This is a genomic window from Streptomyces sp. NPDC053665 (assembly GCF_055585285.1).
Map to the genome: position 1 here is coordinate 84,795 of NZ_JBVJKK010000005.1, position 23,492 is coordinate 108,286.

The 23,492-nt window shown below is 72.8% G+C and carries 25 protein-coding genes, 1 tRNA gene and 1 pseudogene; 15 read left to right on the forward strand and 12 right to left on the reverse strand.

The window, feature by feature from the left end:
* Window positions 1-90: 90 nt before the first annotated feature.
* Together ACZ6ZN_RS20455 and ACZ6ZN_RS20460 are read left to right on the forward strand one after the other, a co-directional pair.
* A complete protein-coding gene (locus tag ACZ6ZN_RS20455; protein ID WP_004943146.1) occupies window positions 91-387 on the forward strand; it encodes a type II toxin-antitoxin system VapB family antitoxin in 297 nt (98 codons plus the stop codon).
* Between the two features lie 147 nt (window positions 388-534).
* Window positions 535-1,152 carry a LytR C-terminal domain-containing protein gene (locus ACZ6ZN_RS20460; RefSeq protein ID WP_469648917.1) on the forward strand — a complete coding sequence of 206 codons (618 nt, stop codon included), beginning with the start codon at window positions 535-537 and terminating at the stop codon, window positions 1,150-1,152.
* Window positions 1,153-1,217: 65 nt separating this feature from the next.
* On the opposite strand, the gene upp is transcribed toward ACZ6ZN_RS20460, so the two are convergent.
* Window positions 1,218-1,853: a uracil phosphoribosyltransferase gene (gene upp, locus ACZ6ZN_RS20465; protein ID WP_398109277.1), complete on the reverse strand. Its 636-nt coding sequence runs from the start codon at window positions 1,851-1,853 to the stop codon at window positions 1,218-1,220.
* A 258-nt stretch (window positions 1,854-2,111) separates the two neighbouring features.
* On the opposite strand from upp, the gene ACZ6ZN_RS20470 reads away from it, so the two are divergent.
* The 8 genes from ACZ6ZN_RS20470 to ACZ6ZN_RS20505 all read left to right on the forward strand — a co-directional run bounded on the left by ACZ6ZN_RS20470 (window position 2,112) and on the right by ACZ6ZN_RS20505 (window position 6,710).
* Window positions 2,112-2,309 (forward strand): hypothetical protein, encoded by a 198-nt coding sequence (locus tag ACZ6ZN_RS20470; RefSeq protein ID WP_451876033.1) that lies wholly within the window; start codon window positions 2,112-2,114, stop codon window positions 2,307-2,309.
* 275 nt (window positions 2,310-2,584) lie between these two features.
* Window positions 2,585-3,130 (forward strand): tRNA adenosine deaminase-associated protein, encoded by a 546-nt coding sequence (locus ACZ6ZN_RS20475; RefSeq protein WP_398109276.1) that lies wholly within the window; start codon window positions 2,585-2,587, stop codon window positions 3,128-3,130.
* Between the two features lie 68 nt (window positions 3,131-3,198).
* Window positions 3,199-3,630 carry a tRNA adenosine(34) deaminase TadA gene (gene tadA / locus ACZ6ZN_RS20480; RefSeq protein WP_469648178.1) on the forward strand — a complete coding sequence of 144 codons (432 nt, stop codon included), beginning with the start codon at window positions 3,199-3,201 and terminating at the stop codon, window positions 3,628-3,630.
* A gap of 67 nt (window positions 3,631-3,697) precedes the next feature.
* Window positions 3,698-3,782 (forward strand) — tRNA-Ser (locus tag ACZ6ZN_RS20485).
* A gap of 117 nt (window positions 3,783-3,899) precedes the next feature.
* A complete protein-coding gene (locus ACZ6ZN_RS20490; protein WP_398109275.1) occupies window positions 3,900-4,076 on the forward strand; it encodes a hypothetical protein in 177 nt (58 codons plus the stop codon).
* The gene (locus tag ACZ6ZN_RS20495) at window positions 4,076-4,369 is read left to right on the forward strand and encodes a Dabb family protein (RefSeq protein ID WP_451876030.1); all 294 of its coding nucleotides are present in this window, start codon (window positions 4,076-4,078) and stop codon (window positions 4,367-4,369) included. The genes ACZ6ZN_RS20490 and ACZ6ZN_RS20495 overlap by 1 nt, the downstream gene beginning before the upstream one ends.
* A 189-nt stretch (window positions 4,370-4,558) precedes the next feature.
* A complete protein-coding gene (locus tag ACZ6ZN_RS20500) occupies window positions 4,559-5,539 on the forward strand; it encodes an RNA polymerase sigma factor SigF (RefSeq protein WP_469648183.1) in 981 nt (326 codons plus the stop codon).
* A 268-nt stretch (window positions 5,540-5,807) separates the two neighbouring features.
* Window positions 5,808-6,710: an RNA polymerase sigma factor SigF gene (locus tag ACZ6ZN_RS20505; RefSeq protein WP_451876028.1), complete on the forward strand. Its 903-nt coding sequence runs from the start codon at window positions 5,808-5,810 to the stop codon at window positions 6,708-6,710.
* A gap of 319 nt (window positions 6,711-7,029) precedes the next feature.
* Here the strand turns inward: ACZ6ZN_RS20505 and ACZ6ZN_RS20510 are convergent, their stop codons facing one another.
* Entirely contained in the window at window positions 7,030-7,224 is a 195-nt protein-coding gene (locus ACZ6ZN_RS20510) for a hypothetical protein (RefSeq protein WP_469648185.1), read from the reverse strand.
* 215 nt (window positions 7,225-7,439) lie between these two features.
* Between ACZ6ZN_RS20510 and ACZ6ZN_RS20515 the strand changes: the two genes are divergently transcribed.
* The 3 genes from ACZ6ZN_RS20515 to ACZ6ZN_RS20525 all read left to right on the forward strand — a co-directional run bounded on the left by ACZ6ZN_RS20515 (window position 7,440) and on the right by ACZ6ZN_RS20525 (window position 11,395).
* Window positions 7,440-7,928 carry a MarR family winged helix-turn-helix transcriptional regulator gene (locus ACZ6ZN_RS20515; protein WP_398109270.1) on the forward strand — a complete coding sequence of 163 codons (489 nt, stop codon included), beginning with the start codon at window positions 7,440-7,442 and terminating at the stop codon, window positions 7,926-7,928.
* A gap of 94 nt (window positions 7,929-8,022) precedes the next feature.
* Complete coding sequence (locus ACZ6ZN_RS20520; RefSeq protein WP_469648919.1) at window positions 8,023-10,482, forward strand: MFS transporter; 2,460 nt, start codon at window positions 8,023-8,025, stop codon at window positions 10,480-10,482.
* A gap of 91 nt (window positions 10,483-10,573) precedes the next feature.
* Window positions 10,574-11,395, forward strand: a complete 822-nt coding sequence (locus ACZ6ZN_RS20525) for a YceI family protein (RefSeq protein WP_451876025.1) — start codon at window positions 10,574-10,576, stop codon at window positions 11,393-11,395.
* On the opposite strand, the gene ACZ6ZN_RS20530 is transcribed toward ACZ6ZN_RS20525, so the two are convergent.
* Together ACZ6ZN_RS20530 and ACZ6ZN_RS20535 are read right to left on the reverse strand one after the other, a co-directional pair.
* Window positions 11,378-12,079: a GAF and ANTAR domain-containing protein gene (locus ACZ6ZN_RS20530; protein ID WP_469648189.1), complete on the reverse strand. Its 702-nt coding sequence runs from the start codon at window positions 12,077-12,079 to the stop codon at window positions 11,378-11,380. The two genes, ACZ6ZN_RS20525 and ACZ6ZN_RS20530, sit on opposite strands and share 18 nt — an antisense overlap.
* A 56-nt stretch (window positions 12,080-12,135) precedes the next feature.
* Window positions 12,136-12,858: an ANTAR domain-containing protein gene (locus tag ACZ6ZN_RS20535; protein ID WP_451876024.1), complete on the reverse strand. Its 723-nt coding sequence runs from the start codon at window positions 12,856-12,858 to the stop codon at window positions 12,136-12,138.
* Between the two features lie 210 nt (window positions 12,859-13,068).
* Between ACZ6ZN_RS20535 and ACZ6ZN_RS20540 the strand changes: the two genes are divergently transcribed.
* Both ACZ6ZN_RS20540 and ACZ6ZN_RS20545 read left to right on the forward strand, forming a co-directional pair.
* A complete protein-coding gene (locus ACZ6ZN_RS20540) occupies window positions 13,069-13,431 on the forward strand; it encodes an STAS domain-containing protein (RefSeq protein WP_469648192.1) in 363 nt (120 codons plus the stop codon).
* 10 nt (window positions 13,432-13,441) lie between these two features.
* The gene (locus tag ACZ6ZN_RS20545) at window positions 13,442-13,912 is read left to right on the forward strand and encodes a PPOX class F420-dependent oxidoreductase (RefSeq protein ID WP_398109264.1); all 471 of its coding nucleotides are present in this window, start codon (window positions 13,442-13,444) and stop codon (window positions 13,910-13,912) included.
* A gap of 30 nt (window positions 13,913-13,942) precedes the next feature.
* On the opposite strand, the gene ACZ6ZN_RS20550 is transcribed toward ACZ6ZN_RS20545, so the two are convergent.
* The 8 genes and pseudogenes from ACZ6ZN_RS20550 to ACZ6ZN_RS20585 form a co-directional block, all read right to left on the reverse strand.
* Complete coding sequence (locus ACZ6ZN_RS20550) at window positions 13,943-14,701, reverse strand: TetR/AcrR family transcriptional regulator (protein WP_451876022.1); 759 nt, start codon at window positions 14,699-14,701, stop codon at window positions 13,943-13,945.
* Between the two features lie 161 nt (window positions 14,702-14,862).
* Entirely contained in the window at window positions 14,863-16,359 is a 1,497-nt protein-coding gene (locus tag ACZ6ZN_RS20555) for an MFS transporter (protein WP_469648196.1), read from the reverse strand.
* Window positions 16,360-16,469: 110 nt separating this feature from the next.
* Window positions 16,470-18,608: an ArnT family glycosyltransferase gene (locus ACZ6ZN_RS20560; protein ID WP_469648199.1), complete on the reverse strand. Its 2,139-nt coding sequence runs from the start codon at window positions 18,606-18,608 to the stop codon at window positions 16,470-16,472.
* Window positions 18,605-19,411, reverse strand: coding sequence for a GtrA family protein (locus ACZ6ZN_RS20565; protein WP_469648921.1), 807 nt, complete (start codon window positions 19,409-19,411; stop codon window positions 18,605-18,607). The genes ACZ6ZN_RS20560 and ACZ6ZN_RS20565 overlap by 4 nt, the downstream gene beginning before the upstream one ends.
* A gap of 102 nt (window positions 19,412-19,513) precedes the next feature.
* A pseudogene (locus ACZ6ZN_RS20570) lies at window positions 19,514-20,035 on the reverse strand (glycosyltransferase); the annotation flags it as partial.
* Between the two features lie 14 nt (window positions 20,036-20,049).
* Window positions 20,050-21,660, reverse strand: a complete 1,611-nt coding sequence (locus ACZ6ZN_RS20575; protein ID WP_469648202.1) for an ATP-binding protein — start codon at window positions 21,658-21,660, stop codon at window positions 20,050-20,052.
* Window positions 21,657-22,397, reverse strand: a complete 741-nt coding sequence (locus ACZ6ZN_RS20580) for a response regulator transcription factor (protein WP_398109258.1) — start codon at window positions 22,395-22,397, stop codon at window positions 21,657-21,659. The genes ACZ6ZN_RS20575 and ACZ6ZN_RS20580 overlap by 4 nt, the downstream gene beginning before the upstream one ends.
* A 108-nt stretch (window positions 22,398-22,505) precedes the next feature.
* Window positions 22,506-23,378, reverse strand: a complete 873-nt coding sequence (locus tag ACZ6ZN_RS20585) for a DUF2797 domain-containing protein (protein WP_451876018.1) — start codon at window positions 23,376-23,378, stop codon at window positions 22,506-22,508.
* Between the last annotated feature and the right edge of the window lie 114 nt (window positions 23,379-23,492).

Here is a 23,492-nt window from a genome sequence, read left to right on the forward strand (position 1 = left end):
CCGTTACGTACCGCCTTGTGGGGTTTTTTTCAGCGTCGCACTCCGCCGCCATGGCTGCGCCCGGAAGGTCTTGACCGGTAGGCTTTCCGTGTGATCTTCAAGCGCATCGGAAACGGCCGGCCGTACCCCGACCACGGCCGGGAAAGCACCCGGCAGTGGGCGGACGTCGCGCCGCGCCCGGTCCGCCTCGATCAGCTCGTCACGACGAAACAGCAGCTCGACCTCGAGACGCTCCTCGCCGAGGACTCGACCTTCTACGGCGACCTCTTCGCGCACGTCGTGAAGTGGCAGGGCGACCTCTACCTCGAGGACGGCCTGCACCGCGCGGTGCGCGCGGCGCTCCAGCAGCGCCAGGTGCTGCACGCGCGCGTGCTCGAACTCGACTGACCCCCCGCCGCGGCGCCCGCCGCGCTCCCCGTCCGGGGGCCGGTTGGCCCTTTCGGGTTCCACTGGGCGATGTCGAATGATCATCTAGTAGGCATCGTCGCCCGGGCGCACTACGCTGCGCTCATGAGCATGCTGACTCCCCCCGGCATGGGCGGCAAGTACCGCATCACGGGCAACAAGTACCCCCGGATGCGCCGGCCCCGGCGGCACGGCAGGCTCGTCGCCGTCGGCGTGGCCTCCGTCCTGGTGCTCGGCGTGGGCGGCTGGGGCACCCTGCAGCTCATCGACGTCTTCACCGGCGGCGGCCGGAAGGCCTCGGCGGCCGGCGGAGGCACCGAGTGCGAGCCGACGACCAGGGCGAGCGCCTCGCCCGTCGCCCGGACCGTGCCCCGGCCGGGCACGATCACCGTGAACGTCCTCAACGCCACCACCCGCGGCGGCCTGGCCAAGAAGACCGCCGACGAGCTGAAGAAGCGCGGCTTCAAGATCGGCGACGTGGGCAACGCGACCAAGCAGTACGACAAGAAGGTCAAGGGCACCGGCGTCCTGCTCGGCCCCTCGGCCGCCCTCGACACCACGCTGCCGGTGCTCGGCACCCAGCTCCCCGGTGCCGAGCGGCGCACCGACGCCACCCGCAAGGGCACCGCCCTCGACCTCGTCATCGGCGACGCCTTCAAGGACCTGGCGAAAAAGCCGGACGCCGACCGGGCCCTGACCGAGATGGCCAGACCCGAGCCGGCGCCCAAGTCGAAGAAGAACTGCTGAGGCCCGCTGCCGCCGGCACACCGGCGGCAGGGCCCGGGGAAACCCGTCGGGGCTACCCGTCCGGGCTACTCGGCCGCCCCGTACATGCGGTCGCCCGCGTCCCCGAGGCCGGGGACGATGTAGCCCTGGTCGTTCAGGTGCTCGTCCACCGAGGCGGTCACGACCGTCACCGGCGTGCCCGCCAGCTCCCGCTCCAGGATCTCCACGCCCTCGGGCGCCGCCAGCAGCACCACGGCCGTCACGTCGTCGGCGCCGCGCCGAATCAGCTCCCGGATCGCCGCGACCAGCGTGCCGCCGGTGGCGAGCATCGGGTCCAGCACGTACACCTGACGCCCCGACAGGTCCTCCGGCATCCGCGTGGCGTACGTGGACGCCTCCAGCGTCTCCTCGTTGCGGATCATGCCGAGGAAGCCCACCTCGGCGGTCGGCAGCAGCCGGACCATGCCGTCGAGCATGCCGAGGCCGGCCCGCAGGATCGGCACCACCAGCGGACGCGGGTGCGACAGCTTGACGCCCGTGGTCCGGGCGACCGGCGTCTGGATGTCGACCTGCTCGGTGCGCACGTCCCGCGTGGCCTCGTAGGCGAGCAGGGTGACCAGCTCGTCGGCGAGACGCCGGAACGTCGGGGAGTCGGTGCGCTGGTCGCGCAGGGTGGTGAGCTTGTGGGCGACCAGAGGGTGGTCGACGACGTGGAGACGCATGGCCACAACATTAACCGGGCAGGGTGACCCCGGCCGCACGGCAAGGTGCCCGCGAGCCCGTCACCCGCTCGCTGGCGTCAAACCGCCCGTCCGGGGGAAGGTGGGAGGGACGGACTGGGGGTGGTGAACCAGATGCCCGACCGGGATGCCCGAGACGATCCGTCGCCGCGCGTGCGGCCGGTGAGGAACCCGGCGACCGACCGGATGCCGAAGAGCGACCGGAGGCCGGAGACCGACCGGATACCGAGGAGCGACCGGATGCCGACGACCGACCGGATGCCGGGGAGCGACCGGATGAACGAGACGGACGAGTCGGACGCCGAGCGCCGCAGGCGCCGCGCCCGGTTCCTGCGCGACCTCGCGGAGGCCCGCGCACTGCGCGACCGCGTGCAGCCGCGCCGCGCCAAGACGGCCCGGCTGCGGCACGCGATGCGCATGCGCACGTTCCGCTGGTAGGGAACGGCGGGCGAACCGGCGGCGAAGATCGCGAACCGCGCGGACGTTCTTCGCGGGTGACCGCACCTGGGGCGGGGGAAAGCCGCGTACGATCCGCAGGTGGCGGCAACGAGCGTGCGATCGAAACTGCCGGACACAGGGAGCCGAAGACGTCCCCTGGACGCCTTGTTTCTGCCACGATTCCGAGTGGGCGGGGCTCGGACGAGCACTCCCGCCCGCAACCTCCGCCGGGGGGACCCCCAACCGGCACGCCTCAGACCAGTGGGAGAGTCACGGTGTACTTCGCCGCACTGCTCGCGCGCACCGAAGACGGGTGGGAAGCGAGCGACACAGAGCTCGACGATGTGGAGACCCTGTCGGATCTCGCCGACCTGGCCCGTGAAGCCTCCCCCGACGAGGACACGGTGCTCGTGCTCATCGAGCAGGAGGACGCCTGGTTCGGCGTCGTCCGCGTGGACGGCGAGGAAGACCCTCGTATCTACGTCTCGGACGCCGCCGCCGCTGCCCGCAGCAGCTACGGCGAGATCCTGCTCACCGACGAGCTGCTCGGCCGGGATCCGGGCGCCGACGCCTCGGACGACCTCGACGCCCTCGACCTCGACGGCACCGAGGACGGCGAATCCGACGACGAGGAGGCCGACGACGGCGGCGACGGGGCGGCCGGCTCCGCCGACGCCGTGCCGCACGGCCCGGTGGGCGACGCCGCGGTCCTCGACGACCTCGGCGTGAGTGAGAAGGAGCTGCGCTCCATGACCACCGACGCCGTCACCGAGATCGCCGAGTCGCTGGGCGCCTCGGAGACCCTGGAGACGGTCCGCTGACCGCTCGCACCGACGCGGGGCCGCCGGACCCGGTGCCCGACCCCGTACGGGACCCTTGGCGGCCCGCGATGCGCCTCGCCCTGGACCAGGCCGCCGAGGCCGCCCGGGGCGGGGACGTCCCGGTCGGCGCCGTCGTCCTGGCGCCGGACGGCACGACGGTGATCGCGACCGGGCACAACGAGCGCGAGGCCGGCGGCGACCCCACCGCACACGCGGAGGTCCTCGCCGTCCGGCGGGCCGCGGCCGCCCTCGGTCAGTGGCGGCTGGCCGGCTGCACCCTCGTGGTCACGCTGGAGCCCTGCACGATGTGCGCGGGCGCCGTCCAGCAGTCCCGCGTCGACCGGCTCGTGTACGGCGCCCGCGACGACAAGGCCGGTGCCGCCGGCTCACTGTGGGACCTGCTGCGCGACCGCCGGCTCAACCACCGCCCCGAGGTGATCGAGGGCGTGCTCGCGGACGAGTGCGCCCTGCTGCTCACGCAGTTCTTCCGCGACCGCTGAAGGACCGCCGGGAGGTCGCCGCAAACCGATTTCGAAGCACGCCGCACCTTGCTGTAAGGTCTCCCTCGGTAGCGTGTCCGAGCGGCCGAAGGAGCTCGCCTCGAAAGCGAGTGTGGCGCAAGTCACCGAGGGTTCAAATCCCTCCGCTACCGCTGAAGAAGGGCCCCGTCGCGAGACGGGGCCCTTCGTGCGTTCCGCCCCTTCGGAGTGCGCGCGGCTTCGTGCGATCATGTGCGCTGCATGGGACACCAGTGACAGGGGAGGCCGCGATGGCGGTGAACGCGAAGAAGGTCGCCGTCTACGTCCTCGTGGTCTTCGCGCTGTACGTGATCATCACGGACCCGGAAACGGCGGCCGACTACGTCCTCATAGGGTTCCAGGGCATCTCGGACGCCGCCGCGGCCCTCGGCGACTTCGCCACCTGGGTCGCCAAGGGAGGAAAGTAATGATCCGCCACCTGGTCCTCTTCAAGCTCCACGAGGGCGTCGAGCGCGACGACCCCCGGGTCGTGAAGGGCGTCGAGGCCTTCCGCGCCCTCGACGGCACCATCCCCGAGATCCGCCACTGGGAGCTCGGCTGGAACATCAGCGACCGCCCCATCGCGTACGACTTCGCCATCAACTCCGCCTTCGAGGACGCCGAGTCGCTGCGGCGCTACGTCGAGCACCCCGACCACCAGGCCGGCGTCGCGCTGTGGCGGGAGTTCGCCACCTGGGTGATCGCCGACTACGCGTTCTGACCCGGCCGCACCGAGCCGCCCCGAGCCCCCCGTCGTCGTGACGGGGGGCTCTCGCGTACCGCTGTTCAGTTTTGCGGGCTTTCATCCCTCAACACGGAGTGATTGGGTGCTTGCACACAGTGCACATGTCTTGTGATGCTATGACCGCTTTTGATGGGAAGAGTTGACCGATGAGTTGACGATGACGAGGTGGAGTTGACCGTGCTGGCCAGTACCGCACCTCAGGCACCGTCCCCTCAGGCGCCCGCCCCGCAGGCGCCCGGCCCGCAGGCACCCGCTCCCCAGGCACCCGCCCCGCAGGGACCGGTTCCTCAGGCGTCCGTTCCGCAGGGACCGGCCCAGCAGGCATCCGTTCCGCAGGGACCGGCCCAGCAGGCGTCCGCCCCGGACGCCGCACCCCAGCGGAGCCGCGGCGCCGACACCCGGGCGCTGACCCAGGTCCTCTTCGCCCAGCTCAAGGAGCTCCAGCCGGGCACGCCGGAGCACGACCGCGTACGGGGGGCGCTCATCGAGGCGAACCTCCCGCTCGTGCGCTACGCGGCCGCCCGTTTCCGCTCCCGCAACGAGCCGATGGAGGACGTCGTCCAGGTCGGCACGATCGGGCTGATCAACGCCATCGACCGCTTCGACCCGGACCGGGGCGTGCAGTTCCCCACGTTCGCGATGCCGACGGTCGTGGGCGAGATCAAGCGGTACTTCCGCGACAACGTCCGCACGGTCCACGTGCCGCGCCGGCTGCACGAGCTGTGGGTGCAGGTGAACAGCGCGACGGAGGACCTGACGACCTCCTTCGGCAGGTCCCCGACGACCGCGGAGATCGCCGAGCGGCTGCGCATCGGCGAGGACGAGGTGCTCTCCTGCATCGAGGCCGGGCGCTCGTACCACGCGACCTCCCTGGAGGCCGCGCAGGAGGGCGACGGGATGCCGGGGCTGCTGGACCGGCTCGGCTACGAGGACCCGGCGCTGGACGGCGTGGAGCACCGCGACCTCGTACGGCACCTGCTCGTGCAGTTGCCGGAGCGGGAGCAGCGGATCCTGCTGCTGCGGTACTACAGCAACCTCACGCAGTCCCAGATCAGTGCGGAGCTCGGCGTCTCGCAGATGCACGTCTCGCGCCTACTCGCGCGTAGCTTCCAGCGGTTGCGGTCTGCGAACAGGATCGACGCCTGACCGCAAACGCGAGCGAGAGGTCACCGGCGGGAGGGAATCGCTCATCAGGGCGGTTGCCGACAGTTTCGGGCCGACACCCCGTCAGACCCCGTGTTTGCAGGGCGGATTCGCGTCTCACATGTCGACAAGTCACTACAGCGTGTTGCCGACATGTGACATTCTGCGGGAAGCGCGTTTGCCGGAGCTTCGGCTCCGGTATTCAGGTGAAGGCTGCGTTCCTCCGACGGGAGCGCCCGCCGCGACCGTCCCGCGACCCAAAGGGGGTGGCATGTCCGCAGAACAGGGCAGCTCGAAGGTGCTCACGCTCGCGGAGAGCGACACAGCTCCCCATGCTCTCGACTCACTCGGCCCCATCGACGAGGCTCCGGCCCTGGTGGCCGAGCCCGTCCCGGCCCTTCCGGCCGCGGGCGCCATCGACACCCGCACCCTGTCCCGCTCCCTGTTCCTGCGGCTGGCGGCGCTCGACGAGGACAGCCCCGAGCGTGCGTACGTCCGTGACACGCTGATCGAGCTGAACCTGCCGCTGGTGCGGTACGCGGCCGCGCGTTTCCGGTCGCGGAACGAGCCGATGGAGGACATCGTCCAGGTCGGCACGATCGGGCTGATCAAGGCGATCGACCGGTTCGACTGCGAACGGGGCGTGGAGTTCCCGACGTTCGCGATGCCGACGGTGGTCGGGGAGATCAAGCGGTTCTTCCGGGACACCTCGTGGTCGGTGCGGGTGCCGCGGCGGCTTCAGGAGCTGCGGCTCGCGCTGACGAAGGCGAGCGACGAGCTCTCGCAGAAGCTGGACCGCTCGCCCACGGTCACCGAACTCGCCTCCGTGCTCGGGGTGTCCGAGGAGGACGTGGTCGACGGGCTGGCGGTGGGGAACGCGTACACGGCGTCCTCGCTGGACTCGCCCGCACCGGAGGACGACGGCGGCGAGGGGTCGCTGGCGGACCGCCTGGGGTACGAGGACACGGCGCTGGAGGGTGTGGAGTACCGCGAGTCCCTCAAGCCGCTGCTGGCCAAACTCCCGCCCCGGGAGCGGCGCATCATCATGCTGCGGTTCTTCGCGAACATGACGCAGTCGCAGATCGGCGAGGAGGTCGGCATCTCGCAGATGCACGTCTCCCGGCTGCTGACGCGGACGCTGGCGCAGCTGCGCGAGGGTCTGATCTCGGACTGATCGCCGGCTGATCTCCGACTGATCGCTCTGCGGGTCGTCGCGGGCCAGGGGTCTGCGGCGGCCTGCGTTGTGCGCAGGAGCTCGGGGTGTGCGGTTCGCCTGCCGGCGGGTGGGGTCGGGGCCGTGCCGGGGGGTGTCCGTCCTCGGAACGGCGCGATCGACTTGCGTGCCGACTGACTGTCCGTTGACGCGCCAACCAGCTGCGGGCGGACACCCCCCGGCACGGCCCCTCGCGCCGTCCCCGCGGGTGCGGGTGCGTCGTGGCCTGCGCCGGGCGGTTGGACCGTCGGCGCCTATGGGCCTCCGTCGTGCTCGGGCGTTACGCCATCGCCAGCCAGGCGACGCCCGCGATGATCGCCAGGGCGACGACGACGCCGACGACGAGGCCGATGCGCGGTCCGCCGGAGGTGGTCGCGGCCTGGCGGCCCTGCGGCGCCTCGTCGACGAAGGCGCGGAACATCTGGGTGTTGCCGGCGGGGTCGTGATTGCCCTGCGGGGCCTGGTTGTTAGCCATGGCCCGAGACCCTAGCGAAAACGGCGGGGCTCCCCAAGTGGGGGTTGTCGTTCCGATTCCGGTCGCGCCATCAGCGGCGTCAGGGTCGCCACCTGCGCGTTTACTCTCGCAATACTTGCCTTTGCCAAGTTTTGGGTCCGCATGGGCCCTTTTTATTTGCCTGCAGCAACCAACCGCTCCTATGGTTGCCCTAAGCAACGAAAGCGGGAGGTGTCATGGCCGGGAAGGCGCAGTACGAAGAGCTGGTGCGCCAGTTCAGCGCCTTCGGCGCCGTGAAGCGGGAGCTGGGCCGGATCATGCCGGCCGAGTGCCCCGGCGGCTCGGCGGCCGTACTGACGCTGCTGGGACGGCACGGCGACATGCGCATGAGCAAGCTCGCCGAGCTGCTCGCGGTGGACATGTCGGTCACCAGCCGCCATGTGGCGCACGTCGTGGACCGGGGCTGGATCGAACGCTCCCCCGACCCGGCGGACAAGCGCTCACGCATCCTGCGCCTCACGCCCGAGGGCCACGCACAGCTCGACGAGCTGTCCCGGCGGACCACCGACGTCCTCGCCGAGCGCCTGAGCGACTGGACCGACGAGGAGGTCGGCCGGCTCACGGAGCTGATGGCGCGGCTGCGGGAGAGCTTCGACTGCCGTCCCGCGACCAGGGCCGCACCGCCCGCTTTCGAACGGACCACCCGTACACCCGCAAGCACGTAAGCAAAGGAAGCCCATGGCAACGACCACACCAGCCGGTGTGCGGGCTCATGCCAAGCACGGGGGAGGCTCCCACGGCTCCTCCGGCGACGCTCCGATGACGCACCGGCAGATCATGGAGGCCCTCACCGGCCTGCTGCTCGGCATGTTCGTCGCGATCCTGTCGTCGACGATCGTCTCGAACGCCCTGCCCCGCATCATCGGGGACCTCGGTGGCGGCCAGAGCGCCTACACCTGGGTCGTGACCGCGTCCCTGCTGACGATGACCGCCACCACCCCGCTGTGGGGCAAGCTGGCGGACCTGTTCTCCAAGAAGCTGCTGATCCAGATCGCGCTGGTCGTCTTCGTCCTGGGGTCGGCCGCGGCGGGCATGTCGCAGAACCCCGGCATGCTGATCACGTTCCGCGCCGTCCAGGGCATCGGCATGGGCGGTCTGTCCGCCCTGGCCCAGATCATCATGGCGGCGATGATCTCGCCGCGTGAGCGCGGCCGGTACAACGGCTACCTGGGCGCCGTCTTCGCCACCGCGATGGTCGGTGGTCCCCTGGTCGGCGGTGTCATCACCGACACCGACTGGCTCGGCTGGCGCTGGTGCTTCTACGTCGGCGTGCCCTTCGCCGTGATCGCCCTGATCGTGCTGCAGAAGACCCTGCACCTGCCCGTGGTGAAGCGGAAGGTCAAGGTCGACTGGGCCGGCGCCTTCTTCATCACCGCGGCCGTCTGCCTGCTGCTCATCTGGGTCACCTTCGCCGGTGACAAGTACGACTGGGTCTCCTGGCAGACCTACGCCATGGTCGGCGGTTCCGTGGTGCTGCTCGCCCTGTTCGTCCTGGTCGAGGCCAAGGCGAGCGAGCCGATCATCCCGCTGCGGCTGTTCCGCAACCGCACCATCACCCTGGCCTCGCTGGCCTCGCTGTTCGTCGGTGTGGCAATGTTCGCCGGGACCGTCTTCTTCAGCCAGTACTTCCAGCTGGCCCGGGACAAGTCGCCGACGATGTCCGGTGTGATGACGATCCCGATGATCGCGGGTCTGTTCGTCTCCTCCACCGTCTCCGGTCAGATCATCACCCGGACCGGGCGCTGGAAGGGCTGGCTGCTCGCCGGCGGTGTGCTGGTGACGGCCGGACTGGGCCTGCTCGGCACGATCCGCTACGACACCGAGTACTGGCACATAGCGATCTTCATGGCGCTGATGGGCCTCGGCATCGGCATGATGATGCAGAACCTGGTGCTGTGCACGCAGAACCAGGTGGAGGCGGGCGACCTGGGCGCCGCCAGCTCCACGGTGACCTTCTTCCGGTCCCTCGGCGGTGCCGTGGGCGTCTCGGCGCTGGGCGCCGTGCTCGGCAACAAGATCACCGACTACGTCAAGGACGGCCTGGCCGGCCTCGGCGCCAAGGGCGAGGCCCTCGGCCACGCCGGCACGGGCGGCGGCGGGATCCCCGACCTGGACACGATGCCCGCGCCGATCCGCACGGTCGTCGAGAGCGCCTACGGCCACGGTGTCGCGGACGTGTTCCTCTACTCGGCGCCGATGGCCCTGCTCGCCCTGCTGGTGTCGCTGTTCATCAAGGAGGTCCCGTTGAAGACCAGGGGTGCCCTCGCCCAGGCCGCGGAACCGCAGACGCCCGCGGAGGCCCCCGCCGGAGCGGCCGCCGAGTCCCTCGTCGCCGCGGAGAAGGCGGCGCCCCGCTGGGCCGTGTCCGAGACGGGGACCGCCGACGAGACCGGCCCCGAGGGCACGCAGCGGCTCGCCGCCGTGGCGACCGCGACCCGGGCCGAGGAGTCCGCGCCGGGCGGCGTGCCGGTGCGCGGGTTCGTGCGCGGCAACGAGTCCGCGCCCGTGCCGCAGGCGGCCGTCACGCTGATCTCGCTGGCCGGGCGCCAGCTGGGCCGGTCGGTGGCGCAGGCCGACGGTGCGTACGCGGTCGACGCCCCGGGCCCCGGCTCGTACGTGCTGATCGCCTCCGCCGACGGCTACCAGCCGCAGGCCTCCACGATCGTGGTGAACGGCGAGCCGGTCGCCTACGACGTCCTGCTCAGCGGCACCAGCGGGCTGACCGGCCTGGTGCGCGCCGTGGAGAGCGGGCAGCCGGTCAAGGACGCCATGGTCATCGTGACCGATGTGCGCGGCGACCTGCTGGCCACCCAGGCCACCGGTGAGCAGGGCGAGTTCTCCTTCGCCGAGCTCGTGCCGGGGGCGGTGACCGTCGCGGTGAACGCCGCCGGGTACCGGCCGCGTGCCCTGCCCGTGGAGGTCGGCGGCACCGGGGTCACCCGGATCGAGGTCGACCTGGAGGCGGGTGCCCGGGTGCAGGGCGTCGTCCGCGCCCCGCACGGCCCGCTGGCCGACGCGCGGGTCACGCTCGTCGACCAGGCCGGCAACGTCGTCGGCTCGGCCACGACCGGGACGGACGGGGCGTACGCCTTCACCGACCTGGACGGCGGCGAGTACACCGTCATCGCCACGGGCTACCCGCCGGTGGCCACGGCCCTGACGGTGACCGGCGCCGGCACCGACGGCCACGACATCGAACTCGCCCACCCCGGCGAGTAGCCGACCCCGGCCCGTGGCAGGTGGGCGCGCTCTGAGCGGAGGTGCGCCCCCTGCCACGGGCCGGTCCCTTTTTTCCGAGGAGTTGTACGAGATGGGACTGACCGCACGGATCCGTACCCGGGACGGATGGGCCGTGTCGCACGCGGTCGTCACGGTGGCGGACATGACCGGCGCGCAGGTGCTGCGGGCCGAGGCCGACGCGGAGGGCGCCGTCCGGGACGCGACACCGCTGCAGCCGGGGGCGTACACCGTGATCGTCACGGCCGTCGGGTACGCGCCCGCCGCGTCGAGCGTGATCGTGACGGCGAGCGGCCGGGCCGAGGCCGGCACGGTGACGCTGGCCCGCCAGGGCGGCACCGAGCTGCCGCCGCCCGGGCCGTGGACCGTCGACCCGGTGCACTCCAGCGTGGCCGCCGTGGCACAGCACCTGGGCATCTCCAGCGTGCACGGCCGGTTCACGGAGTTCTCCGGCGCGATCGAGATCGCCCCGGACGACGTCGCCAAGTCGCGCGTGGAGGCGGTGATCCGGGCCGCGTCCATCGACACCGGCAACGGCATGCGCGACGGGCACCTGAAGTCGCCGGACTTCCTGGACGTCGAGCGCTTCCCGGAGATCACCTTCCGGTCCACGGGCCTGACGGCGAACGGGTCCGACCGGTGGACCGTGCACGGCGAGCTGGGCATGCACGGCGTCGTGCGGCCGGTCGACCTGGACCTGGCCTACCTCGGCACCGGCCCGGACCCGTGGGGCGGCACCCGCGCGGCGTTCCGCGCCACGACCGAACTGCGCCGCGAGGACTTCGCGATGAACTACAACCAGGTCCTCCAGGCGGGCATCGCCGCCATCGGCACCACGCTCAGGGTGGAACTGGACATCCAGGCCGTGCAGGGCGAGTCACTGCCGGCGGTGTGAGCCCGGGGCGGACACCTTCGCCACCAACTGGCCGCACAGGTCGCGCAGTTTGACGTTGCGGTCCTGTGAGGCCCGGCGCAGCCGCTCCAGCGCGGTGCGCGCGTCGACGCCCTCCCGGGCCATGAGGATGCCGATCGCCTGGTCGATGACGCTGCGGGAGAGCAGCGCGGTGCGCACGTCGGCCGCGGACTGGCGGCGGCTCTCGATGGCCAGCGCCATGTCGATCGCCTCCCCCGCCCGGGCGGCGAAGGCCCGGGCCGCCTCCCGGCCCGGGCCCAGGTCGTCCGCCCCGGTGCCGTAGAAGTTGATGGCGGCGCCGCTCCCGCCCTCGACGGTGACCGGGACCGCCAGCACGCAGCGGACGCCCACGGACAGCGCGTACGCGGTGTACGCCGGCCAGCGGGTCTGCGCCGCCAGGTCCGGGGCGTACTGCTCGCTCCCGGTGTCGGCGGCGTCCACGCAGGGCCCCGCGCCGTTCTCGTACTGGCGCAGGTCGAGGCCGCTCGGCATGCCGTCGCTGCCCGCCAGCGTGAGCAGCCGGCCGGCCCGGCGCACCGTGACGCTGCACGCGGCGGCGCCCGGCACCTCCTGGACCGCACGGTCGGTCAGATCGCGCAGCAGGGTGTCGAGACCACTGCTGCGCACCATGGCCTGGTCCAGCGTGCCGGATGTCTCGGAGCTCATGCCGTACGGGTATCCCGTCGTCCCGCGAACACGCCCCGCGGGCAAGCGGGCTTCGCTCAGGGCGTGTTGTGCGTGTCGACGATCCGGCGGGCGATGGCGCGCAGTTTCACGTTCTCCCGCTGCGAGGCGCGCACCAGGCTGTCGAAGGCCGCGGCCGCGTCGACGCCCTGGCGTTCCATGAGGATCCCGGTGGCCTGGCCGATCAGGTCGCGGGTGTGCATGGCCTCGGTGAGCTGCTCGTGCACGGTCGCCGTGTCCAGGGCGATGCTGACGTGCGCGGTGAAGAGCCGGCCGATGCGCGTGGCGTCCTCGTCGAAGGCGCCCGGCTTACGCGCGTAGGCGGTCAGCACGGTCAGCCGGCGGCGGTCGGCACGCAGCCGCAGCGACAGCGCCGAGCGCAGGCCCAGCGCCGCCAGCGCGTCCCCGCCGTCGTCGGCCTCGCTGTCCGCTATCGACGCCACCGGGCTGTCCCACAGCCGGTCCCAGTGCGCGTGCTCCTCGCCCCCGGTGTGCCCGGCCTCGGCGGCGCGGACCACGTCGTCGGTGCAGGCGAGCGTGCGGGGCGTGCTGCCGCGCTCGAACTCGGAGATCCCGGCGTGATCGGCGCCGGGCAGGATGTCCACGGCCAGCCGGGCCGCCGTGCGGAGAGTGCCGTCCGGTGTGAGGGTTTCGTGCAGGTGCTGAGAAGCCGCCGTAAGCGCCTCGGCCAGCTCGAAGCCAGCCGGAAAACGGGGCAAACCAGGAAACTCGGACGCAGCCACCACGAACCTCTTCGGCATGCACGGCCATGGCCGTGCGCAGGAGAGCTCCGCAGCACATTCCCGACTGCGAGCACAGGACGGACAGCACTCTAACTGTTCGGTTGCCTGGAAGTGACGCCCGGCCGACGGCGGCCGGGCCAGGGCCGCTTCCGTCCCCGCCGCCCGGCGTGATGAAATGGTCGCGGGTCAGGAAGCGGCCTTACCGGTAACCGGACGAACGTCTGCCAGGTGAGCGCCGTGACCTTCTTCCCGAAACCCACAGAGCCGCACGACCTGCCCGGCCGCGTCCATCTCGCCATGCCCGCGGAGATCGACTTCACCACCGCCGGGAAGCTGCTCCCGCACATCATGTCCGCAGCGCGGGACCGCGGTGACCGGCTGGAGGTCCTGGTCCTGGACTTGACCACGACCTCCTTCATGGACTCCCAGGGCATCCGTCTGATCAACGACGTACGGCACCGGCTGCGCCCCGGCGCGCGGGTGCGTCTGGTGGCCCGCCCGGAGGGCATCGCGAGCCGCGTGCTGGAGCTGACGGGGATGCGCCGGGACGTGCCCGTGTACGACAACCTCGCCGAGGCCCTGGCGACGTAGGCTGCCGGGCATGGCACCGAACATCGCGACGAACACCCGTGTCTCCCTGGACGAGTTGCTCGATTTCGTACGCCCCCGCCACCGCGCGATCCTGCTCACCCGCAGGGGTGACGGCAGCCCTCAGGGCTCGCCGCTCACCTGCGGCGTGGACGACTCGGGCCGGATCGTGGTGTCCACCTACCCGGAGCGGGCCAAGACCCGCAACGCCAAGCGGGACCCGCGCGTGAGCCTGATCGTGCTCAGCGACGACTTCGACGGCCCCTGGGTGCAGATCGACGGCACGGCCGAGGTGGTCGACGCGCCCGAGTCCGTCGAGCCGCTCGTGGAGTACTACCGGAACATCGCCGGGGAGCACCCGGACTGGGACGAGTACCGGACGGCCATGGTCCGGCAGGGCAAGTCGGTCATCCGGATCACCCCGCAGCGCTGGGGGCCGGTGGCCACCGGCGGTTTCCCGGCGCGGCTCGTCGACGGGGCGTAGCACCTCGGGCCGCTGCTCGCGGCCGGGTCCTCACCCGCGGCCGGCCATGGCCTCGATCCCGGCGATCAGCAGCTCCAGCGCGAACTCGAAGTCGCGCTCCAGCATCTCGGCGACGGTGTCGCCCCCGCGCGCCGCCATGATCTCCTGGGACTCCCGGACGACCTCGGCGGCCTGCGGGGCGGCCGCCACGGTGGTCAGGGCCTCCTGGAAGTACTCGTCCACCGTCAGCCCGCCCGCCGCGGCCCGGGTGGCGAGATGCCCCTCCAGCGTCCCGTAGCCGTAGACGAACTGGAAGACGGCGGAGATCGTGCTGGTCATGCGCCCGGCGGGCAGCCCGGTCCGGCGCACCACGCGCTGGACGACCCGGGAGAACGCCAGGTTGTTGGGGCCGATGTTGAGGTAGGCGCCGACCAGCGGGGACACCCACGGGTGGCGCACCAGCAGCGTCCGGTACTCCCGGGCCAGCGCCCGCACCTGCTCGCGCCAGTCCTCCCTGGCGTCCGGGTCGGGCAGCCGCATCTCGCCCATGACCTGGTCCAGGGCGAGTTCGAGGAGGTCGTCCTTGGTGTCGACGTACCAGTAGACGGACATCGCGGTGACGTTCAGCTCACCGGCCAGGCGCCGCATCGAGAACCCGGCCAGTCCCTCCGCGTCCAGCAGCCGCACGCTGGCCTCGACGATGCGCGTGCGGTCCAGCCCCGAGGGCTGCCCGCCGCCGCGCCGCCGGTGCGCCCCGCCCTCCAGCCAGACGCTGGTCCGCGGCTTGTCCTGCCGGGCCGTCCTCGCCATGGCGCACCTTCCTCGATCATCCGACGCGGCTCATGCTAGACGCGCCGTCACCACCGGGCGCGGGGCTGTGCCGACGGGCGCGCGGCCGCCGCGCGGGCGTGATCGGCAGGGCGGACCGGCACGGCGGACCGGCACCCGCAGTGAGCGCCGGCTCCGCGCCCTCAGTCGGCTCCTGCCCGCTCGGCCCGCCGGAGCAACGCGGCCGCGACGAGTCCGCCCGCCAGTACGGCGACCGCCCCGACCAGCTGACTGGTCTCCAGGCCGGAGGCGAACGCGTCGGAGATGCGGGCCTTCTCCTCGGCCGAGTCGGCCGCCGCCAGCGCCGCCGGCAGCGAGGCGGCGGACACGGCCACGAGCGAGGCGAAGCGGGCGTTGAGCACCGCGCCGAGCACCGCGACGCCCAGCCCGTTGCCGAACTCCGCGAGGGTCCCGTTGATCCCCGCGCCCACGCCCGCCTTCTCGGGCGGGATCGCCCCCATGATCGCGTTGGCCATCGCGGGCATCGACAGGGCGACGCCGGCGCCCATCACGACCAGCCCGAGCAGCATCCCGCCGTACCCGTGCGCGCCGAGCAGCGCGATCGACGCGAGACCGGCCGACACCAGGGTCATGCCGAGTGCGATCGCCGCGGGCGTGCCCGCCTTGAGCACCAGCTTCGCGCCGACGCCGGAGAAGTTGAGCGCCACGACCGTCAGCGCCAGCGGGGCGGTGCGCAGCCCCGCGTCCAGCGGCTCGTAGCCGAGGACGAACTGAAGGTGCTGGGTGAGCAGGAAGAGCGATCCCGTCATGCCGAACGCCACGAGGATCGCGCCCGCCACCGCGCCGACGAACCGCTGGTCGCGGAAGAAGTGCATGTCGAGCATCGGGTGCTCGGTGCGCAGCTCCCACAGCACGAACAGGCCGAGCACCACCAGGCCGATCAGCGCGGGGAGCAGCACCTGGCCCGAGGTCCAGCCGTGTTCGGGCCCGGTGATGATGGCGTACACGGCGGCCGTCATGCCGATGGTGGACAGCACCGCCCCGAGCAGGTCGGGCCGGTCGCCGGCCCTGTGCTTCGACTCCGGCACGAGCGCGGCGACCGCGACGAGGCCGAGCAGGGCGACCGGGATGTTGACGATGAAGATCGCGCCCCACCAGAAGTGGTCGAGCATCACCCCGCCGATCAGCGGCCCGGCCGCGAAACCGAGCGAACTGACCGTCGACCACAGCGCGATGGCCTTCACCCGTTCCTGCTCGTCGAAGATCTGCACGACGACGGCGAGCGTCGTGGTCATCAGCAGCGCACCGCCGACGCCCATGCCCGCACGGGCCGCGATGAGCTGGCCCGGGCTCTGGGACAGCCCGGCGGCGAGGGAGCCCACACCGAAGATCGCCAGGCCGGTCATCAGCATCAGCTTGCGGCCGTAGCGGTCGGCGGAGTTGCCCGCGGTGAGCAGCAGACCCGCCTGCACCAGCGAGTAGGCGTTGATCATCCACTGGACGTCGGCGGTCGAGGCGTCCATCTCGCGGGTGAGCGAGGGGATCGCCACGTTCAGGATCGTGTTGTCGAGCAGCACGGTGAGCTGCGCGAGGCAGATGACACCGAGGATCAGCCAGCGCTGGGGATGGCCGGAGGGTGCCGCCTGCGGCGGGGCCGTCTCCCGGGAGGACGTCGTCATGTTCTACACCGTAGAACCATTGCCTTACGGTGTACAACAGACTTTCGCCGGGCCCGCCGAGGGGCGGTGGCTTCCGGCCACCGCCCCTCACCCGCCCCCGCCGGGCAGGGTCAGCCGCTGGTCCTGCTCGTGAGGTCGTAGAAGGTGGACGACCCGGCCGTGACCTTGGTGAAGGTGGCCTCCACCCAGGCCGTGATCTGCGCGGAGGCGCCGTCGGAGCCGCCCCCCATGCCACCGCCGGTGCCGGACGCGATGAAGTAGTGGATCCGCCCGTCGGCCACGTACTGCTGGAACTGCGCGAGGGTCGGGGACGGGTCGGTGCCGTTGAAGCCGCCGACGGCCATCACCGGCTCGCCCGTGGACAGCTGGTAACTCGCCGCGTTCTGGGCGCCGATGGCCGCCGCGGCCCAGGTGTACCGGTCGGCGCCGGTCGTGAGCAGCTTCTTCGCCCGGTCGCTGACGGACGCGCCGGAGAGCAGGCCGCCTGCGCCGCCGCCCCCGTTCCGCCCGGGCCGTTCCGGCACCTGCCCGCCCTGCTGGTTGCCGCCCTGCCCCGGCATGCCGCCGCCGGGGAAGCCGCCGCCCGGCTGCCCCGGGGCGGTGCCGGTGCCGTCGCGCCGGGTCGGAGCGCCGCCCGGGAAGCCGTCACTGGGCCCGGCGCCACCGGGGCCGCCACCGCCGCCGGGGCCGCGGCCGCCCGCGACCGCCGGGCCCGCCGTGACGATCGAGCCGGAGTGCCCCTCGTTCACCGTGGTGAACGTGTACGCCGCCGGGCCGGCCAGCGCCGCGGCGAGCCCCAGGCCCGCCGCTCCCAGCGCGAGCCGCCGTCCCAGCCGGCCGGCGAAGACCAGCCCCAGGGCGGCCGTCAGACCCCCGGCCAGGACCCACCACTTCAGCCACGGCAGGTAGCCGGCGGAGCGGTTCAGCAGGACGTACCCCCAGACGGCCGTCGCCGTCATGGCGGCGGCCAGGGTCAGGGACGCCCACGCCCGGTCCCTCCTCTCCCAGAGCAGCACCGCGCCCATGCCGGTCAGCGGGGCCACGTAGGGGGCCAGGGCCACCGTGTAGTACTCGTGGAAGATGCCCTGCATGTAGCTGAAGACCAGCATGGTCGTGAGCAGGGCGCCGCCCCAGACGAGGAACGCGGCGCGGGTCGCGGAGGTGCGCCGGGCACCGCGCGTGGCCACCAGGGCGGCGGCCAGCAGGATCAGCGCGGCCGGGATCAGCCAGGAGATCTGACCGCCGAGGGAGGAGCCGAAGAGCCGGTCCCAGCCGGTCTCGCCCCAGCCACCGCCCCGGCCGCCGCCCCCGCCGCCGACGCTGCCCGTCTCGTCGCCGTCGAGGCGGCCGAAGCCGTTGTAGCCGAAGGTCAGTTCCAGGAAGCTGTTGTTCTGCGAACCGCCGATGTACGGGCGGGAGGAGGCGGGCCACAGCTCGACCACGGCCACCCACCACCCGCCGGAGACCACGATCGCGGCCAGGCCCGCCGCGAGCTGCCCGATCCGCCGCCGCACCGGCACCGGCGCGCAGACGCCGTACACGAGGGCGAGCGGCGGGAGGACCAGGAACGCCTGGAGGGTCTTGGCGAGGAACGCCGCCCCGATCGCCGCACCGGCCCACACCAGCCACCGGGTCCGGCCGTCCTCCAGCGCCCGCAGGACGAGGGAGCAGGCCAGCGCCATCAGCAGGGCCAGCATCGCGTCCGGGTTGTTGAAGCGGAACATCAGCGCGGCGACGGGCGTGAGGGCGAGCACCGCGCCCGCGATCAGTCCGGCCGCGGGAGCGAACCGGCGGCGGACGGCCGCGTACACGACGGCGACCGTGCCGACGCCCATGAGGACCTCGGGGACGAGGATCGCCCAGGAGCCGAGCCCGAAGAGCCGGACGGACAGGGCCATCGGCCACAGCGCGGCCGGGGGCTTGTCGACGGTGATGGCGTTCGCCGCGTCCAGAGAGCCGAAGAAGAACGCCTTCCAGGACTGGCTGCCCGCCTGGACGGCCGCCGAGTAGAAGGAGTTGGCGTAACCGGAGGCGCTCAGGTTCCACAGGTAGAGCAGGGCGGTGGCGGCCAGCAGGGCGAGGAACGCGGGCCGGACCCAGCGGGGGTCCTCGGGCCGTCCGCGCCACAGCCGGTGGGGCAGGGGGTGGCGGGGCGCGCCGGAGGCGGCGGCTGCGGAGGCGGCAGGGCGGGGTTCGCTGCCGGGCGCCGTGTCCGTGCTGGGAGTGGGCCGGTGGAGGTGGACGGTCATCGGTGGTCCCCCGGATCGGTGTCGTGCGTGCGGGCCGGCTGCGGCGCCGGGTGGTGGTGGGGCTCGTGGGGCTGGGGCGGCGGCATCTCGTACCGGTGCTCGTGGGGTTGCTGGATCAGGTGGCGCGGGAGCGGGGCCGGCGATCCGGCCGCACCGGAGCTGCTCGCCGTCGTCGGCGTCCCGTCCGTGCGCCGGTCGGGGAAGACCCACGCCCGCAGGAGCAGGAAGCGCAGCACGGTCGCCGCGAGGTTGGCGGCGACCAGGACGGCCAGCTCGGTGGAGTGGGCGGGCGCGGAGGTGGCCGCGCCGAGCGCGGCGAGCGAACCGCTGGTCAGCGCGAGCCCGATACCGAACACCACCAGACCCTGCGCCTGGTGCCGTACGGCCCCGGCGCGCCCCCGCACCCCGAAGGTGAGCCGCCGGTTGGCCGCCGTGTTGGCGACCGCGGAGACCAGCAGGGCGAGGGCGTTGGCGGTCTGGGGACCCGTGAAGGCGCGGAAGCCGCTGTAGAGCAGCAGGTAGAAGAGGGTGGACAGGGCACCGACCACGCAGAAGCCGACGAGCTGACGGGCCAGCCCGCTCGGCACGTCCTCGATCTCGCGGTCGCGGGGGTCGTCGCCGAACGGCCGGGCCAGCCGGTCCAGCGGCAGCGAGCCGGTGGCCAGGGCCCTGCCGATCCGCCACACGCCCTTGAGGTCGTCGGTCGCGGTCCGCACCAGGTGCACGGACGAGTGGGGGTCGTCGACCCAGTCGACGGGCACCTCGTGGATGCGCAGCCCGGCCCGTTCGGCGAGGACCAGCATCTCGGTGTCGAAGAACCAGCCGGTGTCCTCGATCAGCGGCAGCAGCGCCTGCGCCACATCGCGGCGGATCGCCTTGAACCCGCATTGGGCGTCGGAGAAGCGGGCGTGCAGGGAGCCGCGCAGCACGAGGTTGTACGCCCGGCTGATGAACTCCCGCTTGGGTCCGCGCACGACGCGCGCGCTGCGGGCCAGCCGGGAGCCGATCGCCAGGTCCGAGTGGCCGGAGATCAGCGGCGCGACGAGCGGGAGCAGGGCGTTGAGGTCGGTGGACAGGTCCACGTCCATGTAGGCGAGGACGGGGGCGTCCGAGGCCGACCAGACCTCCCGCAGGGCCCGGCCCCGGCCCTTCCGCTCCAGCCGGACGCTGCCGACCTCGGGTATCTCCGCCGCCAGCCGGGCCGCGACCGCCGGGGTGGTGTCCGTGGAGGCGTTGTCCGCGATCGTGATGCGGAATGCGTAGGGGAAGGTGCGGACCAGGTGCGCGTGCAGCCGGCGCACGCACGGCGGGAGGTCCTTCTCCTCGTTGTGGACGGGGACCACGACGTCCAGGACGGGTGCGGCTGCCGGTGCGGCCGGGAGGTGCTCCCGCGCCGGCAGGGTGCCGGGGAAAGAGTCGGTTCGCATGGGACCGACTGTCGTCAGGCGCCCTGTCGCAGCCGTGTGGTGACGCTGTGGCCCGCCTGTGAGTACGGCTCGCCGTCCCGCTCGGGGCGCGGCGGGTGGGCGGCGGCGGGCAGCCGGAGGGTGAACACGGTCCGCCCGGGGGCGCTGTCGACGCCGACGCCGCCGCCGTGCGCCGCCGCCACGGCCTGCACGATGGCGAGGCCGAGGCCGGTCGAGCCGGTGGCGCGGGACCGGGCGGAGTCCCCGCGCGCGAACCGCTCGAAGACGTGCGGGAGCAACTCCGCTGCGATGCCCGGCCCGTCGTCCTCCACCTCGACGCACAGCCACGCGCCGCGCCGCCGGACGCGGGCGGTGACGGTCGTGCCGGGCGGGGTGTGGGTGCGGGCGTTGCCCAGGAGGTTGAGCAGCACCTGCTGCAACCGGGCCGCGTCCACCGTCACGGGCACCGGCTCGTCGGGCAGGTCGAGCCGCCAGTCGTGGTCCCGGCCGGCCGCGCGGGCGTCGCCGACGGCGTCCACGACGAGCGGCACGAGGTCGGTGTGCCCGAACTGCAGCGGCCGACCGGCGTCCAGGCGGGCGAGCAGCAGCAGGTCCTCCACGAGCAGGGTCATCCGGTCGGCCTCGGACTCGATCCGCCCGAGGGCGTGGCGGGTGTCGGGGCCGACCTGTTCGCGTCCCCGCCGGGTGAGTTCGGCGTACCCGCGGATGGAGGCGAGGGGCGTGCGCAGTTCGTGACTGGCGTCCGCCACGAACTGCCGGACCCGCGTCTCGCTGCACTGCCGGGCGTGCAGCGCGGCGTGCACGTGGTCGAGCATCCGGTTCAGCGCGGCCCCGACCCGCCCGACCTCGGTGTGCGGGTCGGTCTCGGAGTCGGGCACCCGCTCGTTGAGGTGGACCTCGCCGCTGTGCAGGGGGAGTTCGGACACGCGGGTGGCGGTGGCGGCGACCCTGCGCAGGGGGCGGGTGGCGACGCCGACCAGGACGGAGCCGGCCAGGCCGGCCGCGGCGAGACCGGCGCCGGTGACGCTGATCTCGACCAGGACGAGGGTGTTGACGGTGCTGGTCACGTCCGTGGTGGGGACGGCGACGTAGTAGCTGCCCTTGTCCCCGCTCTTGAAGACGGCCCGGTACTCGCCCAGGCCGGGGACCTCGACGGTCCGCGGCGACCCGTCGGACTGCGGCACGGACATCAGCGCGGCGGTCTGGGCGGAGTTCAGCGACCGGGCGCTCATCCGGTAGTCGTCGCCGGACACGCCGTACTTGGACTCCGTGATCCGGCCGTCCTCGATCCTGGCGGCGATGGTGCCGGCCGGCTGCGGCCCCCGGGTGACGAAGACGGTGAGGCTCTCCTCCTTCAGCAGGGCCGGCGCGCCACCCCCGTTCCCCGCGTCGGGGTCCCGGGGCGGGCTCAGCGCGGCCCGGGACGCGGCGGCGCCGAGCTGCCCGTCGAGCTGTTCGTACAGGTGGGACCGCAACGCGAGGGTCGTCACGGTGCCGATCACCGCGCACACCACGGCGATCAGCACCACGGACGCGACGACGAGCCGCGTCCGCAGCGTGCGGGGGCGGCCCGCCCGGCGGGCGCCCGGCTCGCGCCGGGCACGCGAGCGGGGCCGTCCGCTCACGACGCCGCGGGCTTGATCAGGTAGCCGGCGCCGCGCCGCGTGTGGATCATCGGCTCGCGTCCGGCGTCGATCTTCCGCCGCAGGTAGGAGATGTACAGCTCGACGACGTTGGCCTGCCCGCCGAAGTCGTAGGACCAGACGCGGTCGAGGATCTGCGCCTTGCTGAGCACGCGCCGCGGATTGCGCATCAGGAACCGCAGCAGCTCGAACTCGGTCGCGGTCAGATGGATGCCGTCCCCGCCGCGGGTCACCTCGTGGCTGTCCTCGTCCAGGGTGAGGTCGCCGACGGCCAGCACGGAGCCGGACCGCCGGTCGGCCGCGCCGGAGCGCCGGATCAGCCCGCGCAGCCGTGCGACGACCTCCTCCAGGCTGAACGGCTTGGTGACGTAGTCGTCGCCGCCCGCCGTGAGCCCGGCGATCCGGTCCTCCACCGCGTCCCTGGCGGTGAGGAACAGCACCGGCACGTCCGGCAGTTCCCGGCGCAGCCGCCCGAGGACGGACAGCCCGTCCATGTCGGGCAGCATCATGTCGAGCACGACGGCGTCGGGCCGGAAGCCGCGAGCGGCCCGGACGGCGCCCATGCCGTCACCGGCACTGCGGATCTGCCAGCCCTCGTAGCGCAGGGCCATGGACAGCAGCTCGGTGATCGACGCCTCGTCGTCCACCACCAGCACGCGGACGGGGCTCCCGTCCGGCCTGAGCAGTTCGGTGCGCCCCTGGGGCGAGGTCGTGGTCATGCGGACACGATGGCGGCGGGCTCTGAGAGCGCCCTTTTCCGCGTCTGTGATTTCCCTGAGAAACACACAGGCACTTCTCAGGCGGCTCCTGGGATCCGCCGCCCGGCCTCAGAACAACCCGTCCTGCACCCCGGCGTCTTCCCTGAACCGCCGTACCGGCAGCCGCCGCCGGCCCTCCTGGGCAGGACCCAGCTCCCACCCGGTCAGCAGCCGCGTGTCGAGGACGACGACACCGCTCCCGGTGTCCAGGTGCAGGTCGGGTCCGGCGGCGGCGACCAGCTCACCACCGATCGCACCGCCCGGGACCAGCTCGCGCACCTCCCCCACGGCGGCGGGCAGCCCCGCCAGCCCGAAGACGGCCGTGTGATCGACGACCCGCAGCGGCGCACGCGCCAGCGACTCGGGCCACCCGGGCAGGGCCACAGCCCGCGCGTGCAGCGCGGTGATCTCCGCGGCCCGCTCCGGTTCCGTCCCGGGCAGGGCCGAGCGCACGGCACGCTTGTCGGTGTACGGGATCCGGTCGGGCACCCGCAGGGCGGCGCGCAGCAGCTCCTCGCTGCGCCGGGCGGCCATCAGGGGCCCCACCCCGAGCCAGGTGAAGCAGACGGCCCCCTGCTCCAGCAGCCGGGCCGGCCCCCGCTCCTCGGCGGTGATCCCGACCTTGACCATGCCGGGCCCGAACCACGCCAGGTAGACGCGGTAGGGCCGGGGATCGTCGGCCAGGGTGTCCGCCGCGACGGAATGGGCCCGGTCCAGCCGCGCGCACTCCTCGCACCGGGCGCCCGTACTGCGCCCCGGCACGGCAGCGGCGACCGGACACGCGTGCCCCCGAGCCCCCCGGCAGGTCCGCACGCTCCCTTCCGCGACTCCGAAAGCCACGCGTTTCCCCCAGGTCAGCGCGCTGCGCCGGCCTCCGGACCACACCAGCCCGGGCCCGTCCGCCGACCACCGCAGCCCCGCGCACTTCCATGCCTGTGCCATCACCGCCGAGAGTAGGGCCAGGCACTGACAGCAGGGGCAGGCCCCGGCAGCGACCGGGCCACGGGGAGGACGACAACGGCGCGGAGCCGACGGCCGGATCAGCGGCCCGGGCTA

Excerpts from the sequence above, each read along its gene's own strand:
- ACZ6ZN_RS20555 (WP_469648196.1), bottom strand. The coding sequence starts at position 16,359 with ATGACGACGTCCTCCCGGGAGACGGCCCCGCCGCAGGCGGCACCCTCC.
- ACZ6ZN_RS20550 (WP_451876022.1), bottom strand. The coding sequence starts at position 14,701 with ATGGCGAGGACGGCCCGGCAGGACAAGCCGCGGACCAGCGTCTGGCTG.
- tadA (WP_469648178.1), top strand. The coding sequence starts at position 3,199 with ATGCGCCTCGCCCTGGACCAGGCCGCCGAGGCCGCCCGGGGCGGGGAC.
- ACZ6ZN_RS20525 (WP_451876025.1), top strand. The coding sequence starts at position 10,574 with ATGGGACTGACCGCACGGATCCGTACCCGGGACGGATGGGCCGTGTCG.
- ACZ6ZN_RS20505 (WP_451876028.1), top strand. The coding sequence starts at position 5,808 with ATGTCCGCAGAACAGGGCAGCTCGAAGGTGCTCACGCTCGCGGAGAGC.
- ACZ6ZN_RS20545 (WP_398109264.1), top strand. The coding sequence starts at position 13,442 with ATGGCACCGAACATCGCGACGAACACCCGTGTCTCCCTGGACGAGTTG.
- ACZ6ZN_RS20510 (WP_469648185.1), bottom strand. The coding sequence starts at position 7,224 with ATGGCTAACAACCAGGCCCCGCAGGGCAATCACGACCCCGCCGGCAAC.
- ACZ6ZN_RS20580 (WP_398109258.1), bottom strand. The coding sequence starts at position 22,397 with ATGACCACGACCTCGCCCCAGGGGCGCACCGAACTGCTCAGGCCGGAC.
- ACZ6ZN_RS20520 (WP_469648919.1), top strand. The coding sequence starts at position 8,023 with ATGACGCACCGGCAGATCATGGAGGCCCTCACCGGCCTGCTGCTCGGC.
- ACZ6ZN_RS20565 (WP_469648921.1), bottom strand. The coding sequence starts at position 19,411 with ATGCTGGTCCTCGCCGAACGGGCCGGGCTGCGCATCCACGAGGTGCCC.
- ACZ6ZN_RS20515 (WP_398109270.1), top strand. The coding sequence starts at position 7,440 with ATGGCCGGGAAGGCGCAGTACGAAGAGCTGGTGCGCCAGTTCAGCGCC.
- ACZ6ZN_RS20535 (WP_451876024.1), bottom strand. The coding sequence starts at position 12,858 with ATGCCGAAGAGGTTCGTGGTGGCTGCGTCCGAGTTTCCTGGTTTGCCC.
- ACZ6ZN_RS20460 (WP_469648917.1), top strand. The coding sequence starts at position 535 with ATGGGCGGCAAGTACCGCATCACGGGCAACAAGTACCCCCGGATGCGC.
- upp (WP_398109277.1), bottom strand. The coding sequence starts at position 1,853 with ATGCGTCTCCACGTCGTCGACCACCCTCTGGTCGCCCACAAGCTCACC.
- ACZ6ZN_RS20495 (WP_451876030.1), top strand. The coding sequence starts at position 4,076 with ATGATCCGCCACCTGGTCCTCTTCAAGCTCCACGAGGGCGTCGAGCGC.
- ACZ6ZN_RS20530 (WP_469648189.1), bottom strand. The coding sequence starts at position 12,079 with ATGAGCTCCGAGACATCCGGCACGCTGGACCAGGCCATGGTGCGCAGC.
- ACZ6ZN_RS20470 (WP_451876033.1), top strand. The coding sequence starts at position 2,112 with ATGCCGACGACCGACCGGATGCCGGGGAGCGACCGGATGAACGAGACG.
- ACZ6ZN_RS20560 (WP_469648199.1), bottom strand. The coding sequence starts at position 18,608 with ATGACCGTCCACCTCCACCGGCCCACTCCCAGCACGGACACGGCGCCC.
- ACZ6ZN_RS20585 (WP_451876018.1), bottom strand. The coding sequence starts at position 23,378 with ATGGCACAGGCATGGAAGTGCGCGGGGCTGCGGTGGTCGGCGGACGGG.
- ACZ6ZN_RS20490 (WP_398109275.1), top strand. The coding sequence starts at position 3,900 with ATGGCGGTGAACGCGAAGAAGGTCGCCGTCTACGTCCTCGTGGTCTTC.